This is a genomic window from Streptomyces ipomoeae 91-03 (genome assembly GCF_000317595.1).
In the GTDB taxonomy this organism is placed as follows: domain Bacteria; phylum Actinomycetota; class Actinomycetes; order Streptomycetales; family Streptomycetaceae; genus Streptomyces; species Streptomyces ipomoeae.
This window is the reverse complement of sequence record NZ_AEJC01000028.1, coordinates 1-15,212: the sequence shown is the minus strand read 5'-3', so window position 1 is coordinate 15,212 and position 15,212 is coordinate 1. Positions and strand designations below refer to the sequence as shown.

Sequence of the window (15,212 nt, the reverse complement as noted above, 5' to 3'; positions counted from 1 at the left end):
GGGGGAAGCGCCTGAGCGATTGAAACGACGGGGGAATCGCTTCAGGCACTGCGGGGGGTGGCTGAGACGGCCTTGGAGGCCGGGGTCTCCTTTTCGGTGAGCTGGTGGTCGCGCCGATCGAGATTGACGAAGATCATTCCGTACCGCACGGCACACCGCACGGGCTGCGGCGCGCCGCGCGGTCGCCGCAGACATCGGTACGCCCGGATGTCCTCGTCCTCGTCCCGGGTCACCACCACCGGCTCACCGAACACGGTCACCATCAACGAGTCACCGCTGTGGGGGATGGCGGTGGCCAGGTCGATGAAGTGCCAGCCGGATCGGTAGGCGGTGGCCATTTCCCGGCGGAAGGAACGGTCGTCGGGGGGCGTGGTCATACGTCCGCATCCTTCGACGCACTGTTGGTCCAACCACTGTCAGCCAGAACGTTGGTCCAGCCGCTGTCCGCAGGAGCACTGGTCCAGCCACTGTCGGCCTCAACGCTGGTCCAGCCACTGTCGGCCTCAACGCTGGTCCAGCCACTGTCCGGCGGGATCGACGTATCGGTGTCATCCCCGACCAGACCGAAGCCTCCCAGGACGCCGAAGGCCACAGCAGTGGAGAAGATCGCGGCAAGCACTGAGCCAAGCATTCTCACGCGCATCGTCGGCTTCGTCCTCACTTGATGGATTCCTCTCCCCCGCGTCACCAAACGATGGCTCATTCGGGCACGTCAATGCCACAGGGGCGATGCATCATGTTCCTGCACGTTCAGGACCCTGGGGGGTGGAGATTTGCCCACAAACAACTCACAACCGACACATCCCCATGCTGTCACTGAGTTGTGTGACGCGGGAGCCCAGCTCTATGCCCACGCATTGCGGTCCGGACGCGTCAACCGAGCCGAAGCCGAGCGGGCCGCCCCGTGCCTCTTGGAGTTCGCCCTCCTGCACCCGGACCCCGACGACGCGAACTGGCTCCGCCCGGTTCCCCCGGCGGTCGCCCTCGCGCAACGGCTGCACCCCCTGGAACGCGAGATACAGGACCGAAGACGTCAGAGCGTCGAACTGGCCGACGCCTTCGATCCATTCATCGCGATCAGCACACAGAGCCAGGCGAGCATCCACGCGATCACCGTCCTAGAGGGCTTCGACCGGATCAACGCGGCGCTCAACTCCGCCACAGCCGAGTGCCACACGGAGATGTTGACCATCCAGCCCGGAGGGGGGCGCCCCGCGGACGCGCTCATGCAGGCACTGGAGCGCGACCGGCCCCTCACCGACCGCGGGGTCAGCATCCGTACGCTGTACCAGCACACCGCCCGCCACAGTCAGGGAACGCTCGCATATGTGGACATGATGTCCAGCGGCAAAGTCCAGGTACGCACCCTGGAGGAACTCATCGAACGGCTGATCATCTTCGACCGGACCGTGGCCTTCATACCCGCCAGCGACGACCGGCGAGTGGCCTTGGAGCTACGTCACCCGGGCCTCGTGGCATATCTGAGGAAGGTCTTTGAACAGCTCTGGCAACGCGCCGTTCCGCTGACCGAGGAAGTCCCGTACGACGTTTCTTCGGACGGCATCACCGGCATACAACGCTCGATAGCCAAGCTCCTCATCGAGGGCCACGTCGACGAGGCCATAGCCCGCCGTCTCGGCATGAACGTCCGTACTTGCCGCGCCCACATCGCCAAGCTCGCCACGGCCCTCGGCAGCGGCAGCAGGGCGCAACTCGGCTACCTCATCGCCCAGTCGGGGATCCTGGAGCAGGATCACTGAAGGGGGGCCTCAGCGGCCCGCCGAGGATTCGGGTGCCGACAGTTGCTCGGCGCCCGCGGGGCCGCTGGAGGGGGCGGGCAGCGGGACCAAGGACCCCGCCGTTCCGTCGCGTGGCGGCCCGTTGAGCCCCACCTCGGCGATGCGGACGCCCAGTTGCGTGCGGCTCGCCGCGCCCAGCGTCTCCGACAGGCGGGCGATGTGGGCGCGGCAGGTGCGGACGCTTATGCCGAGGCGTTCGGCGACCACGGCGTCCTGGTGGCCCTCCGCCAGCAGGGCCGCGATGGAGCGTTCGCGGTGGGTGATGCCGGCGATGCCGGTCGAGGGGAGGGGGGCGGTCAGGGGGATGCCCAGGCGCCAGAGGCGTTCGAAGACGGTGACCAGGTACTGCACCAGCGCCGGGTGGCGGATCTCCAGGGCCATGGTGCGGTCGGCGTTGGCGGGGATGAAGGCCACGGTGCGGTCGAAGACCATCAGGCGTTCCACGACCTCGTCCAGGGTGCGGGCCTCCGCCGCGTCCCCCATCATCTCCATGTAGCTGTACAGGCCCTGCCCGTGGCGGGCCACATGCGTGTAGAGGTCGCGCATGCGCACGCCCCGGCGGCACATGTCCAGGGCTCGGTGCAGCCCCTCGCGCAGTTCGTCCTCGCGCCGGATGCCGCCCGGCTGAACGGTCATCACCTCCGTGGTGCACCGCTCGGTGGCCTCGTCGATCGCCGCCCGGATGCGCGACAGCCCGTCCAGTACCCGGATCGCCGTGCTCTCCGCCGACCGCCGCTCCGGCGCACCGCCGAGCCCCGCGTACCACTCGACGGCGTCGACCGCCGCCCCCATCCGGGCCTGGCTGGCGCTGACCTCCGCGTGGACGCTGCGCAGCAGCCGGGTCATGACCTCCTGCGGGGAGGTCGGCACCAGCCAGCCCATGTCGTCGGGGTCCGGGTGCAGCAGGGCCAGCTCGACCAGGCAGGGCACGGCCTCGGCGTCCTCGCGCGGCACGCGGCCACGCCGTACGGCCCTGGAGTACACGCGGTCCCCGGCCTCGCAGAGCCGGTCGGCACCATGCGGGTGCTCGTCCGTCGCGTGCCCGGCCATCACCCAATTCACCCCCGGTTCCAGCCCCTTCGCAGCGCAACTATGCGCGGCCCGCACCCGCTCCGCAACACGACTCCACCCCCTTCATGCCCCGACAAGCACCTATACGCCCCGTTCTGTTCACCCCTCAGGTAATCCGCTCTGCAACAAGCTGAAGAAGCAGTGCGTGTGGGTCGGATGGAGGGTCGGTGGAGGGTGAGGGACCCGGTGAACGCCGATCACGGGGATGCCGTCACGGGCCCGCCGGGGCGACCCGGGTAGCTGCCACGGCGCCCCGGGCTGCTTCCGCTTCCCCCGCCGAGCCGTACTTCAAACCTTCCGTTTCCCCAGGTCACGATCGCTCCCGTCAACTCCCGGAAACGAGATAGTGATCACCTTGTTACAACCCGCACTTAACGTCGGGCCATGGCGGACATATTTGACGCGTACGCGTTGGCCGACGCGTGGGACGAGATGTTCGAGCGGCCGGGTGAGGTCAGGACCGCCTATGAGCCGGTACTGGCCGCGTTGCAGCCCATCGAACCGGCCGAACTGAGGTTCAGGGCGGACCAGATGGCCCGTGCGTTCACGGACCGGGGCGTGACCTACGCCTTCGCCGGTGAGGAAAGACCATGGCCGCTGGACCTGGTGCCGAGAATCCTGGACGCGCTGGAGTGGGACCTGATTCAGCGTGGGGTCGCGCAGCGCGTACGGGCGTTGGAGGCGTATCTCGCCGATGCCTACGGCCCCTGCCGGGCCTTCGAGGACGGGGTCGTCCCCTGGCGGCTGCTCCTCAACTCCCCCCATTTCCACCGGGCGGCGCATGGTGTGGAGCCACCCGGCGGCTGCGCATCCGGCACATCACCCGGGTCTCGTACGCCCAGCCGGCGGCCTCCTCGCACAACGAGGTCCGCATGACCCCGCTGACGCTGCCGGGCCAGACCACCCTGGACGCCCGGGTGTTGGTGAACCGTTCCTAGAGACTGAGCGGGAGTGAGTCCTGTTGCCAGGGTCCGTGCTCAGCCGAACGCCCCGAACGGTGTTGGGCGTTCTGGTCGACCGCTTTCGCTCCGCGTCCGGCGCGCACGGATCGTGTCCGTGGTCCGGGAATGCGGGGCGGCCCGCGGCCGGAGGCCGCTGATGGGCACAGCCTCACGCCCCGGGGTGGCCGGTTCGGCCTGGACGGTCCGATGCCCCTGCTCATCGCTCCGGTGAGCAGGGGGCGGTGCCGTCCGTCGCCGGACCGGGTGCCCCAGGGCGCGTCTTCCGATCGCTACCGCTGCCGCGTCGTGGCGTGTGGTCTTGCGGGTCTTGCTTGTCAGGGGTTTTTGCCAGTGCTGGGCACCCCAGCGGCTGGTGTAGGCGGGGTCGACGGCGATGACCGGGATGCCGAGTTCGGCCGCCATGCTCGCCAGGCGGGACCGCAGCCTGGAGATGGGCATCCCGGAGATCAGCTTGCGGAACCGCTTCCGGCGGCCGTGCTTCTCGCGGGTCTTCTCCGCGGCGAAGTCGAGATCCTCGACCGCGATCGCCAAGCCGTGACGCTTGGCCCAGTACAGCAGACGGATCAGGGCGTGGCGTACCTGGGCGTCCCGGTGCTGGGCATTGCCGGACAGGTCGTAGTCGAAGCGGCGTGGTGCGCCGAGGGGGTTGCCGTGGGCATCGAGGCGCCAGGCGGCCAGGTGATCGGCGTTGGTGTCCACCCTGACCAGGCCCTGCGCGCGGGCCGCCTCCAGCGGCACCGCCGGGGCCGGGGGGATGGTCCAGGAGGCGGTCAGGTACCAGCGGCCCCGGCCGGTGTCTTCGTGGATGCGGTACGCGACGGCCCGGTTCGCGGTGACGCGGTCGGCCCACTGCTCACCCCGGTGCGCGAACCCCACACGGGCGGTCAGCACGTAGCGGCCGTGCGGGGCGTTCGCCAGATGCGCCAGCGGCGCGGGCAGCCTGAGCGACACCTCACCGCCGGGAGTGACGCGGACGGTCTCGTTGCCGAACCGCTTGCCGGACTCCCCGTCCGCCTGCAGGAAGCGGCGCCCGGCCTGCCACCGCTGCCGCCACTGCTCCTCGGTGAGCCGAGCGGCATCCAGGTGGTGACGGGTGTTCAGCAGCCCCTTCCCGCCCCGCACTACACGCACCACCCCGGCATCCCAATCGGCCCGCGCCGCCTGAAGCCGCTCGTCGAGCACCTGCAGACGGCGGGACTTGGCGAACCACTCCTGCCTGCTGTCGTAGCCGCCCGGAGCCTTCTTGCCGCCCTTCGCCCCGACAGGGAGGGAGAGCCGGTGCGCGATGGTCCTGACCCCGGCTTCCAGGCTGTGGATGTGGGCGAGCTGGCCGCGCCGGGCCAGGGCCCACTGATCGTGGGTGGCCTTCGTGATCGACCCCGCCCACCGCGAGGACGACCCGGTCGTGAGGGCACGCTTGCGCCGCGCCCACTGCTCACTGTCGTGCCCCGGCCCGGCCGCGCACCGCGCTTTCAGATCCCGGGAGGCCAGCGACCCCAGATGGTCACCGACCAGCCGCAGCACCTTCTCGTCCGCGGCGGTCAGGCCCTTGAGCCGGGTACGGACCGCGACCCCCGTGGGACCGGGCGCAACGAACGGCGCCGCCACTTCCCGCAGCCCGCCCACCCCGTCACCCCCACCCCGGTGCCGCACAAATCCGTCACCACGCCCAACGACCACCACCGGAGAAGGTCACCCATTCGACGCAAGAACCTCCGTTCCCCAGCCTCGTGAGTGCTCCTTCCACTGGCCGGAGACTCACTCATGCACACCAGAACACGCTCGTGTGCAGTCAAGCGCCACCTGTCCCCCCTCCACGCCCACCTGGTCGTACTGGGACTACTGGGGCACCCAGGTCACCGGCTTCGACCTGATCGAGCCCCACTCCGATCTGACGATCACCGCGTCCAGCCTGGTGGAGACGGCCCCGCCGGAGCCGCCGCCCCCCGCCCCGGCCTGGGCGGAGATCCGCGAGGCGACCGTCGACTCCCGGCTGCTGGAGTATCTGACGCCGACCGGCCGTACGACGGTCCCCGACGAACTGGTCGAGCGCGCAAGGGAGTTGAGCAAGGGGCTCGACGTCCACGAGACGGCGGTCGCGGTGTCGTCGATGGTCGCCGACCATGTGTCGTACGTACCGGGCGCCACCGGCGTGAACACGAGCACCGCCGAGGCCTGGGAGCAGGGGGCCGGTGTCTGCCAGGACATCGCCCACCTGGTGCTGGGCCTGCTCCGCGGCCTCGGCCTCCCCGCCCGCTACATCTCCGGCTACCTCCACCCCGAACGCGAGGCCGAGCTCCACCGCCCCGTCGCCGGCCAGAGCCACGCCTGGGTCGACTACTGGGCGGGCGACTGGACGGGCTACGACCCCACGAACCGCGTCCGGGTGGATGAGTCCCATGTGGTCGTGGGGCGAGGCCGCGACTACGACGACGTCACCCCGCACAAAGGGATCTACCGGGGTGTTCCGGGCGGACCGCCGGAGGTGACGGTCGAGTTCACGCGGGTGGCGTGAACCGCCGCGTGGCGGGCGGGCGTCAGTAGTCGCGTCGTCAGTAGTCGCTGCCGTCAGTAGTCGCTGTCGTCCGACGGCCGTACGTAGTTGGTCAGTACGCACCCTCCCTCGGCCTCGACCCGGGCGTACCCCTCCGGGGTCTGCATGCCCGGGTCGCAGTCGAGCAGCATCAGGCCCTTGTCGAGGAACGTCTGGATGTGGTCGTCGTCCACGTCGAGGGCGAAGTCCATCCCGACCATCAGGGGTTCGTCGGCGTTCTCGTCGAGGAGCGCCACATCCTTCTGGAACTCGGTCATGTTGCTGACGTGCAGGAAGTCGATGTCGCTGTCGTCGCCGAGTTCGCACTCGCCGCCGCCGTCGAGGGAGTCGCTGATCTCGGACTTGATCATCGCCAGCTCCGCGCCCGACCAGTAGTCGGTGTCGGTGCAGCCGATGTTCTTGTCGAGGTAGCCGGCCACGCCCTCGGTGTTCGAGGCCATGGGCAGCTCGACCTCGTCGTCACCGCAGGCGGTGAGGGTGAGGGCGAGCAGCAGGGCACAGGCGGACGCGGTGAGGGCGGAGGAGGACGTACGGGTACGCAAGGAGGGTCCTTCTGGGGATGGCGAGGGTGTCGCCGAGCGGAAGAGGGTGTCGGGGGGTGGGGATCAGGACGCCGTCGGGGCGAAGGCGAAGAAGCCGTCGGCGGTGGTGATGTGGCCGTAGCCGGTGGGGACGTCGACGGTGGGGACATGGTCGGCGGGGAGGTCCTTGGCGAGGACCTCGCGGGTGCGGGGGTCGACGGCGAGGCCGGTTTCGGTGCCGTTCTCGGCGGTTGTCAGGCCGTAGAGGACCGAGCCGTCCGCCGTGAAGCCGACCGGGTCCAGCGGGGTCTCGCCGGAGCCCTCCTCCTGGGCCCAGAGCCGCTTGCCGGCCGGGAGCCGCCAGACGGTCGTGCCGGTGAAGGTGTCACCGGGTACGGCGTCCTCGGCGGCGAGGTCGTCGGAGGGGGCGTAGAGGACGGACCGCGTGGCCTCGTACGAGTCGGTGAGGGCGCCGCTCCTGAGGTCGTACCAGGCGTGGATCCAGGTGTCCTCGGCGCTCTTCGACGCCTGCCAGGCGAGAAGGACCTTGCCGTCGGTGACGCGGAGGAGCGAGACCGTCTCGGACTCCGGCATGGGCTCGGTGTCGGGCTCGCCGTCGTCGTAGAGCGTCACGCCCGGCGGGATCTCCGCGTCGGCGCTGCTCCAGACCTTCTTGCCGGTGACGAGGTCGCTGAGGGTGATGCGGACCATGTCGGGCCCGCTGACGCTGGCGTTCTCGAAGCCGGCGTAGTACCGGCCGAGGACGGGCGGCGCGGTGGCGCGGGCGGCGCTCATCAGCCCGGTCCGCGGGTCGTACTCGCAGGTGGCCTCGGCCTCGGTGCAGCTGACCGTGCGGGTGGCGCCGTCGTGGACGGGGGTGAGGCGCAGGGTGTGCCCGGCGGTCTCCACGCGGTACCCCCCGGTGAGGGCGGCCGTGTAGTACCGGCCCTCCTCGGGGTGCGGCAGCGCGGTCCGGCCCAGTTCGCGGGCGTCGCCGTCGTAGAGGGTGGCCGTCGAGGTGGTCCTCTCCGCCGTGAGCCCGTCGGAGCCTGTGGTCCCGGAGGTGCCGACGGCGACCGCCGGGATGCCGTCGTTCCAGGTGGTGAGGGCGAGCAGGTCGGCCTTCGTCCGCAGGGACTTCCGGACCTCGCCGGTCTTCGTGTCGCGGAACTCCAGCGTCAGCGGCTGGGGTGCCTCGGAGAGGTGCAGCACGCGGTTCGGGCCCTGGGGCGCCGGCTCGTCGTAGCCGTTGTCGCCCCAGGCCTCGGGGTCCTTGAACGCGTCGGTGTCGTCGAAGTCGGTGAGATACGCGCCGCTCGCGTCCTTGGCGAACAGCAGGGTTCCGCCGAGGTCGAGCACGCCGGGGGCCTTGTCTCCGTCGGCGGCGAGGCTCCACGCGGGCTTGGCGGCGAAGCCGGGCAGCCGGGGGCCGTCGTACGCGGCGGCACCGGCGGTCGCGTCACCGCCGGGCCCGGTGGTCCGCTGGGCACCGCCGTCGCCCTTGCCGCTGTCGTCACCGTCGTCCGAGCCGCCTCCGCTGCAACCGGTGAGCAGCGCGAGGGAGAGAACGAGTGCCGTTCCCGTGAGGCGCGCGCCGGGTGAGATCCGGGCGGTCGGCGAGACTCGCGCGCTTCCCGTACGTCGTGCGGCTGCCGTGCGCGCACCCGACGTCCGCGTATCCCGGCCGATATCCCCGCTGATGTCCCTGTTGAACTGCATCCGACAGTCGTCCCCCGTGATCACGACATGGCAGGCGGCAACCCTAGACCATGCCGTGATCTTGGTAAGACGATTTCGCGATCCTCCACAGGATCTGCGCGACGAGGGGGATCGTTTTCGGCCTCTAGTCCAGCTTGGCCGCGGCGCAGTCGGCCTTGAAATCGGCCGTGCAGATCTGCTTGACGGTGTAGATCTTGTCGGCGATGACGGTGTCCTCGATGTTGTCCTTGGTCAGCGCGACCGGGGGCACCAGCTGGGAGGGGATGTTCTTGGTCGTCGGGGAGTCGACCCTGTCCTTGGCGAGGGCGTCGAACTCGATGGAGCGGCCCTGGACCTTGGCGACGGCCATCTCGGCGGCGGCGTCGGCCTCCAGCGGGAACGACTTGTACACGGTCATGTACTGGTCGCCCGCGACGATCCGCTGGACCGCGTCCAGGTCGGCGTCCTGCCCGGTGACCGGCGGCACCTTGGAGACACCGGCGGTCTTCAGCACGTCGATGACGGCACCGGCGATGCCGTCGTTGGCGGCGTAGACGCCGTCGATGTTGTCGACGCCGAGCTTCTCGACCGCCTTCTCCATATTGACCTTGGCGGTCTTGGGGTCCCAGTCCTCGGTGTCGTACGTCGCGGAGATCGTCACCTTGTCCTGGAGCTCGGAGAGCGCGCCGTCCCGGAACATGGCGGCGTTCGGGTCGGCGGGGGACCCGTTCATCATGACGATCTTGTTGGCGGTGCTGTTGCCGAGCTCCTCCACCAGGGCGCGGCCCTGCACCTCTCCGACGAGCTCGTTGTCGAAGGAGACATAGCCGTCGATCGGGCCCTGGGCCAGCCGGTCGTAGGCGATGACGGGGATACCGGCGTCGTCCGCCGTCTGCACGGCGCTCGCGATCTTCTTGGAGTCCACGGCGTCGACGATGATGATGTCGACCTTGTCGGCCACCATCTGTTCGAGCTGTTGGTTCTGGGTCTCGGGGTCCTTCTCGGCGTTGGCGTACTTGGTGACGCCCTTGTTGTCGGTCAGCTCGGCGATCTTGTCCTTGATGATCGGGTAGTCGAACTGCTCGTAACGCTTGGTGTCCTTGTCCGGGAACAGCACGCCCACCGTGATGTCGTCGCCCTTCGTGGGGCTCGCCGCGGCGGTGTCGCCGGCACCGACCCCGCAGGAGGCGAGGGAGATCGCCGCGGCGGACGCGGCGAGCGTGGTGGCGGTGCGACGCAGAATGGCGCGACGAGGTACACGAATGTGTATACGAGCACTGAGGGCGTTGCTGGTGTTACGGGCGTTCACATCAAAGGCCTTCCGGGCATGGGCGCAGCACTGCGACCCAGGTGGCTGAAAGCCAACGCGGTGATCACCTCAGCGTCAAGGAGCAATCACTTAACGAGATGACAACAGCCTTGTGTGGTCTCGGTGTGAAGAGGGTAAAGCAAGGGGCCCCGCATGTCGCCGCGCGCCCTTCACGTCACACGGGCCGACGGCTGCCGCCGGAAAAGCCGATGGGGCGTGCGGCGGAGGTGGCTAGGCTCGCCGGATGGACGCGGACACCACGCCCACGAGGGCGGACGCCGGGATGATCATCGTCCCTCCGGGAACGGTCACCCTCTCCGATCGACGGACCGAACGCACGTGGGTGGTCGAAGTCACGTCCTTCCGGCTGGGGGCGCATCCGGTTACGCGGGAGTCGTACGAGGGCGTGGTGCGCGGGGAGGGGGTGGTGCGCACGGAGGCGGAGGAGGTACGGGGGCGGACGCCGACGGCCGCCCGGTTGCCGGTCGTGAACGTCTCGTGGTGGGACGCGATTCGGTTCTGCAACGGGTTGTCGGAGCGGGAGGGGCTGACGCCGGCGTACATCGTGGACGGCGACGAATCGGTGGAGTGGTCGCCCTCCGCCGACGGGTACCGGCTCCCCACCGAGGCCGAGTGGGAGCACGCCTGCCGGGCCGGGACGACCGGCCCGCGCCACGGCCCCCTGGACGACATCGCCTGGTACCGCGCCAACTCCGGTGAACGCCTCCACGAGGTGGGCGGCAGACAGCCCAACTCCTTCGGCCTCCACGACATGCTGGGCAACGTCTGGGAGTGGTGCTGGGACCTCTACGACCCCGAGGTCTACGGCACCTACCGGGTCCTGCGCGGCGGAGGCTGGTTCGACGAGCACTGGAGCTGCCGGGCGAGCGTGCGCAGACGGAGCCACCCGACGTTCCGGGTGGACGACGTGGGGTTCCGGGTGGCCCGGTCGGGGGTGGGGTGAGGGCAGACCGCCCCGGCTCAGCCCTCGGCGTCCCCGGCCCACTCGCGCAGCAGCGCCTCCCGCTCCTCCCGCCGTGGAGTCCCCTCCCGGGCGTGGGTCCGCCCCCACTCCGCCAGTACGCCCACATCCGCCGTGCCGGCGACGAACCGGTCCAGCAGGTCGATGGACAGGTCGTACTCGGACTGGACGTAGCCGCCGAGGGCAGGAGCCGCGTACGCGTCCAACTCGACGGTGCCGTCGGCGGTTTCGACGTGCACCTCGAAGGCGCCGGGGACGTCCGTGCCGCCCATGGCGACGGTGAGCGCGAGGTCGACGGCGGTACTGGCGAGCAGTCGCGCGGAGGACCTGATCCGTACGTCCCGTACGACGACCGCCCGGACGTCCGCCCAACTCCAGCGCCCGCCCTGCCCCGTACCGAGCCCCTCCAGCCCGCCCCGCGTCAACCGCACCCCACGCGCGTACCCCTCCGGCTCCCCGCCGACGTACACCTCCCCGTCCTCGGCGATACAGAACAGTCCGACCATGGCCATGGATGCCTCCCCAGGTGCCGCGTACACGTATCACCTGATGAGACACCGGCTCGGCGCGGATGGTTCATCGGGCCTCGCCGGGTCTCCGAGGGACGGGAGTCGGCTCACCCGCAGCCGGGCCCGTACAACCAAACGCCCACCTCACGCGTCTGATCGTCACCGGCGTGTCCCCCGCCGGTGACGATCGGTACCACGCTCCGAGGAACTTCATGACCTCTGCCAGACGTACGACGGTGACGGCAGCCACCACCGTCGTGCTCGCCACCGCCGGCGGCCTGCTCACCGCGACCGCCACGCCCGCGACCGCCGCCACGACCTGCACGTCCCCCGTGTTCAAGCGGCAGTTCTACGCGAACACCACCTTCTCCGGTACGCCGAAGAAGACCGACTGCGACAGCGCGATCGACCAGAACTGGGGCACGGGCGCGCCCACCTCCGGACTGCCGTCCAACAACTTCGGCGTCCGCTGGACCGTGACCCGCGACTTCGGCTCGGGCGGCCCGTTCACGTTCACCGCCTCCGCCCTGGACGGCGTCCGGGTCTACCTCGACGGCACCCGCAAGATCGACCTGTGGAAGAACGTTTCCTCAACCGTCTCCAAGACCGTCAACGTCACCATCCCGTCCGGCAGGCACACCCTGCGCGTCGACTACGTCAACTGGACCGGCTCCGCCAAGGTCAAGTTCACGTACACGCCCCGGACCTCGGCCACGGTCGACAAGGTCAAGCCGCTCACGCCGACCGCCCCGGCGGTGACGTACGACCAGACCACGGGCGCCGCCAAGTTCACCTGGGCGAGGAACAAGGAGATGGACCTCGCGGGGTACCGGGTCTACCGGCGGCTCAAGGGCACCTCGTTCGGCACCAAGCCCCTGGCGACGACCACCTCCACGTCGTACACGGACACCACGCTGCCCAAGACCGGGGACGTCTACTACTACGAGGTCCGCGCCTACGACAAGGCCGGGAACGTGTCGACGGGGACCGCCGACCAGGGCGTCACCACCGTCGACAGGACCGCCCCCGCCGCGCCCGCCGGCGTGGAGGACAACTGGGACATGGGGCTGACGACCGAGGTCAAACTGTCCTGGGACCAGGTCGCCGCGTCCGACCTGGCCGGCTACCGCGTGTACCGGTCGACCACGTACCCGGTCGTGCTCGCCGAGGCGAAGCTGGTGAGCGAGCGGGGGCAGTACGAGTCGTACTACTCGGAGACCCCGCCGGCCACCGGCGACTGGTACTACTACGCCGTCACCGCCGTCGACACGCACGGCAACGAGTCGGCCGCCTCCGGCACCGCGATGTTCGAGACGTGGGACAGGACCCCGCCGACCGTCGTCGCCCAGGATCTCAAGGCGGTGGACGGCGAGCACGACGTCACGCTGAACTGGTCCTGGGACCAGACGGGGGGCTCGGACCCCACGTTCAAGGTCTTCCGTAACGGCGCCGCGATCGGCTCCGGCTACGGGACCTCCTTCACGGACACCTCCGTCCAGCGCTCCACGTCGTACACGTACACCGTTCGTGCCGTGGACGGCGCGGGCAACCTCGGCCCCGTCTCGGCCTCCCTGACGGTCGACCACGTCGGCGACTACACCGCCCCCGGGCCGGTCACCGGGCTTACGGCGACCCCCGTGGGGAACGGGATCAAGCTCGACTGGGACGACAGCGCCGCCGCCGATGTCGCCGACTACCGGATCTACCGGGGCGTGTACGCGAACGGCGAGTGGACGTACACCGACATCAGCGACAGCCTCCCGTACGGCACCGTCTGGTCGCAGAACCTCGACTGGATGCTGCCCGACGGCGAGAGCTACCGCTACAAGGTCGTCGCCGTCGACGGGGACGGCAATGTCCTCGACGCCGCCTCCGCCGACGTCCCGACGGTCGGGGCCACCGAACTCGACATGCGCCCCGCCGAGGCCACCCCGGGGGACGGCTCGCCGATCGCGTCGCTGGACGTCGACGGCTTCGGCCCCCTCATCGGCGACGAGGGCATCCTGGACATGGGCTGGGCGTACGACGCCGAGCAGGACCCGAACGGCCCGGCGACCCACTTCCGCGTCTACCGCTGGGACCCGGCCACCGCCGCGTACGTCAAGCTCGGCGACACGGCGGACGCGAGCAGGAACTCCTACCAGGACGCCAAGGCGAAGGCCGGCACCACCCTCTTCTACCGGGTCACGGCCGTGTACGCGGACGGCACGGAGTCCGTGCCCGTCGGCGCCCACACGCTCACCTGACCACCACCGCCCGTCCCACAGAAGGATCCCCCAGCACCCCATGACTCCCGCCAGAATCGCGACGGCCGCCGCCGTCGCGGTCGCCACCGCCGCCGGTCTGCTGACCGCCACCGCCACGACGGCGAACGCGGCCGTCACCTGCACCTCCCCCGTCTTCAAGCGGCAGTTCTACGCCAACACCACCTTCTCCGGGACCCCGAAGAAGACCGACTGCGACAGCGCGATCAACCAGAACTGGGGCACGGGCGCCCCCGCCACCGGCCTGCCGAAGAACTACTTCGGCGTCCGCTGGACGGTGACCCGTGACTTCGGCTCCGGCGGCCCGTTCACCTTCACCGCCGCCGCGCAGGACGGCATCCGGGTCTACGTCGACGGCGTCCGCAAGATCAGCCTCTGGAAGAACGTCTCCACCACCCAGAAGAAGACGCTCAACCTCACCATCCCCTCAGGCAAGCACACCCTCCGGATCGACTTCGTCAACTGGACCGGCGCCGCCAACGTCTCGTTCGCGTACACGCCCCGCACGTCGGCGACTGTCGACACGGTTGCCCCACTGACGCCGACGGGCTTCGCGGTGGCCTACGACAAGACCACCGGCAAGGCCGCGCTGAGCTGGGCGAAGAACAAGGAGATGGACCTCCGCGGCTACCGGGTGTACCGCCGTGCGGAGGGCGCCTCCTTCGCCGCGCCGCTGGTGACGACCACGGGAACGTCGTACACGGACGCCACCCTGCCGGTCACCGGCCAGACGTACCACTACGAGCTCCGCGCCATCGACCAGGCCGGGAACGAGTCGAAGGGCACCGCCGACCTGGCCGTCACCACCGTCGACCGGGTCGCGCCGGGCGTTCCGCAGGGCGTGGACGTCACCGACAGCTCCGAGGCGGGCGGGGTCCGCGTCGGCTGGTCGGCGGTCACGGGAGCGTCCTCGTACCGGGTCTACCGGGCGGCGAGCGCCGACGGCCCCTACGCCCAGGTCGGCACCACGGACCAGCTCTCCTACCGGGACGCGACCGCCGAGGTGGGCGTCACCTACCACTACCGGGTGACCGCCGTCGACGCGGCGGGCAACGAGTCCGCACCCTCCGCTTCCGTCAGCGGGCGACGCCGGGACGACACCCCGCCCTCCCCCGTCACGGGGCTGACCGCCACCCCGACCGAGTACGGCTTCGCGCTGAAGTGGGACGCCAACCCGACGCCCGACCTGGCCCGTTACGTCGTCTACGGCGGCGTGGTCATCGGCGACGAGGAGGAGAAGGTGTGCTCCGCGGGCGAGGTGGAGTGGCTGTCGGCCGACACCACCTCGTACGAGTACCAGACCGTCCCGGACGGCGAGGAGCGCTGCTTCTTCATCGACGCCGTCGACGACGACTGGAACTCCCACTACAAGTGGACCCACGAGCCGAACGTCGTGATCGCGACCGAGTTGGACATCCCGAGCGAGCCGACCGCCTAGTCGGCCTCCCTTGAAGGGAGTTTCGCCTCCCCTGAAGGGAGTTGAGGGGTACCGGATTCGGGAATTCCGTACAACTTCCGCCCAGCCCTCGGGGTCTTGATCGTC

The 15,212-nt window shown here is 69.9% G+C and carries 12 protein-coding genes and 3 pseudogenes; 7 read left to right on the top strand and 8 right to left on the bottom strand.

Translation table 11 applies throughout. The features are described 5' to 3' along the window. Nucleotides 1-41: 41 nt before the first annotated feature. Complete coding sequence (locus STRIP9103_RS01645; protein WP_009295021.1) at nt 42-377, bottom strand: Rieske (2Fe-2S) protein; 336 nt, start codon at nt 375-377, stop codon at nt 42-44. Further along, nucleotides 374-661 (bottom strand): hypothetical protein, encoded by a 288-nt coding sequence (locus STRIP9103_RS01640; RefSeq protein WP_048819505.1) that lies wholly within the window; start codon nt 659-661, stop codon nt 374-376. The genes STRIP9103_RS01645 and STRIP9103_RS01640 overlap by 4 nt, the downstream gene beginning before the upstream one ends. A 112-nt stretch (nt 662-773) precedes the next feature. Here STRIP9103_RS01640 and STRIP9103_RS01635 point away from each other — a divergent pair, with 112 nt between their 5' ends. Then, nucleotides 774-1,760: a hypothetical protein gene (locus STRIP9103_RS01635; protein WP_009295027.1), complete on the top strand. Its 987-nt coding sequence runs from the start codon at nt 774-776 to the stop codon at nt 1,758-1,760. 9 nt (nt 1,761-1,769) lie between these two features. Here STRIP9103_RS01635 and STRIP9103_RS01630 read toward each other — a convergent pair whose 3' ends face one another. Beyond that, nucleotides 1,770-2,849, bottom strand: a complete 1,080-nt coding sequence (locus STRIP9103_RS01630) for a helix-turn-helix transcriptional regulator (RefSeq protein ID WP_048819504.1) — start codon at nt 2,847-2,849, stop codon at nt 1,770-1,772. A gap of 405 nt (nt 2,850-3,254) precedes the next feature. Here STRIP9103_RS01630 and STRIP9103_RS52995 point away from each other — a divergent pair. Next, nucleotides 3,255-3,674, top strand: a pseudogene (locus tag STRIP9103_RS52995) (circularly permuted type 2 ATP-grasp protein); the annotation flags it as partial. Continuing rightward, nucleotides 3,608-3,799, top strand: a pseudogene (locus STRIP9103_RS45760) (transglutaminase N-terminal domain-containing protein); the annotation flags it as partial. The pseudogenes STRIP9103_RS52995 and STRIP9103_RS45760, both read left to right, overlap by 67 nt. 5 nt (nt 3,800-3,804) lie before the next feature. Here STRIP9103_RS45760 and STRIP9103_RS01620 read toward each other — a convergent pair. Further along, nucleotides 3,805-5,458, bottom strand: a pseudogene (locus STRIP9103_RS01620) (IS200/IS605 family accessory protein TnpB-related protein). Nucleotides 5,459-5,618: 160 nt separating this feature from the next. Here STRIP9103_RS01620 and STRIP9103_RS01615 point away from each other — a divergent pair. After that, on the top strand, nt 5,619-6,347 hold the full coding sequence (locus tag STRIP9103_RS01615; RefSeq protein ID WP_009295023.1) for a transglutaminase domain-containing protein: 729 nt from the start codon (nt 5,619-5,621) through the stop codon (nt 6,345-6,347). A gap of 53 nt (nt 6,348-6,400) precedes the next feature. On the opposite strand, the gene STRIP9103_RS01610 is transcribed toward STRIP9103_RS01615, so the two are convergent. The 3 genes from STRIP9103_RS01610 to STRIP9103_RS01600 all read right to left on the bottom strand — a co-directional run bounded on the left by STRIP9103_RS01610 (nt 6,401) and on the right by STRIP9103_RS01600 (nt 9,914). Continuing rightward, nucleotides 6,401-6,928, bottom strand: coding sequence for a hypothetical protein (locus STRIP9103_RS01610; protein WP_009295017.1), 528 nt, complete (start codon nt 6,926-6,928; stop codon nt 6,401-6,403). 63 nt (nt 6,929-6,991) lie between these two features. Beyond that, nucleotides 6,992-8,626 carry a hypothetical protein gene (locus tag STRIP9103_RS01605; protein ID WP_009295029.1) on the bottom strand — a complete coding sequence of 545 codons (1,635 nt, stop codon included), beginning with the start codon at nt 8,624-8,626 and terminating at the stop codon, nt 6,992-6,994. A gap of 124 nt (nt 8,627-8,750) precedes the next feature. Then, a complete protein-coding gene (locus STRIP9103_RS01600; protein ID WP_009295039.1) occupies nt 8,751-9,914 on the bottom strand; it encodes a sugar ABC transporter substrate-binding protein in 1,164 nt (387 codons plus the stop codon). 244 nt (nt 9,915-10,158) lie between these two features. On the opposite strand from STRIP9103_RS01600, the gene STRIP9103_RS01595 reads away from it, so the two are divergent. After that, nucleotides 10,159-10,878, top strand: coding sequence for a formylglycine-generating enzyme family protein (locus tag STRIP9103_RS01595; RefSeq protein WP_009295013.1), 720 nt, complete (start codon nt 10,159-10,161; stop codon nt 10,876-10,878). A gap of 17 nt (nt 10,879-10,895) precedes the next feature. Here the strand turns inward: STRIP9103_RS01595 and STRIP9103_RS01590 are convergent, their stop codons facing one another. After that, nucleotides 10,896-11,408 (bottom strand): hypothetical protein, encoded by a 513-nt coding sequence (locus STRIP9103_RS01590; protein WP_009295035.1) that lies wholly within the window; start codon nt 11,406-11,408, stop codon nt 10,896-10,898. Between the two features lie 209 nt (nt 11,409-11,617). Here STRIP9103_RS01590 and STRIP9103_RS01585 point away from each other — a divergent pair, with 209 nt between their 5' ends. Next, nucleotides 11,618-13,651, top strand: a complete 2,034-nt coding sequence (locus STRIP9103_RS01585; protein WP_009295037.1) for a fibronectin type III domain-containing protein — start codon at nt 11,618-11,620, stop codon at nt 13,649-13,651. Between the two features lie 40 nt (nt 13,652-13,691). After that, nucleotides 13,692-15,107: a fibronectin type III domain-containing protein gene (locus tag STRIP9103_RS53345; protein ID WP_009295025.1), complete on the top strand. Its 1,416-nt coding sequence runs from the start codon at nt 13,692-13,694 to the stop codon at nt 15,105-15,107. Nucleotides 15,108-15,212: the final 105 nt, after the last annotated feature.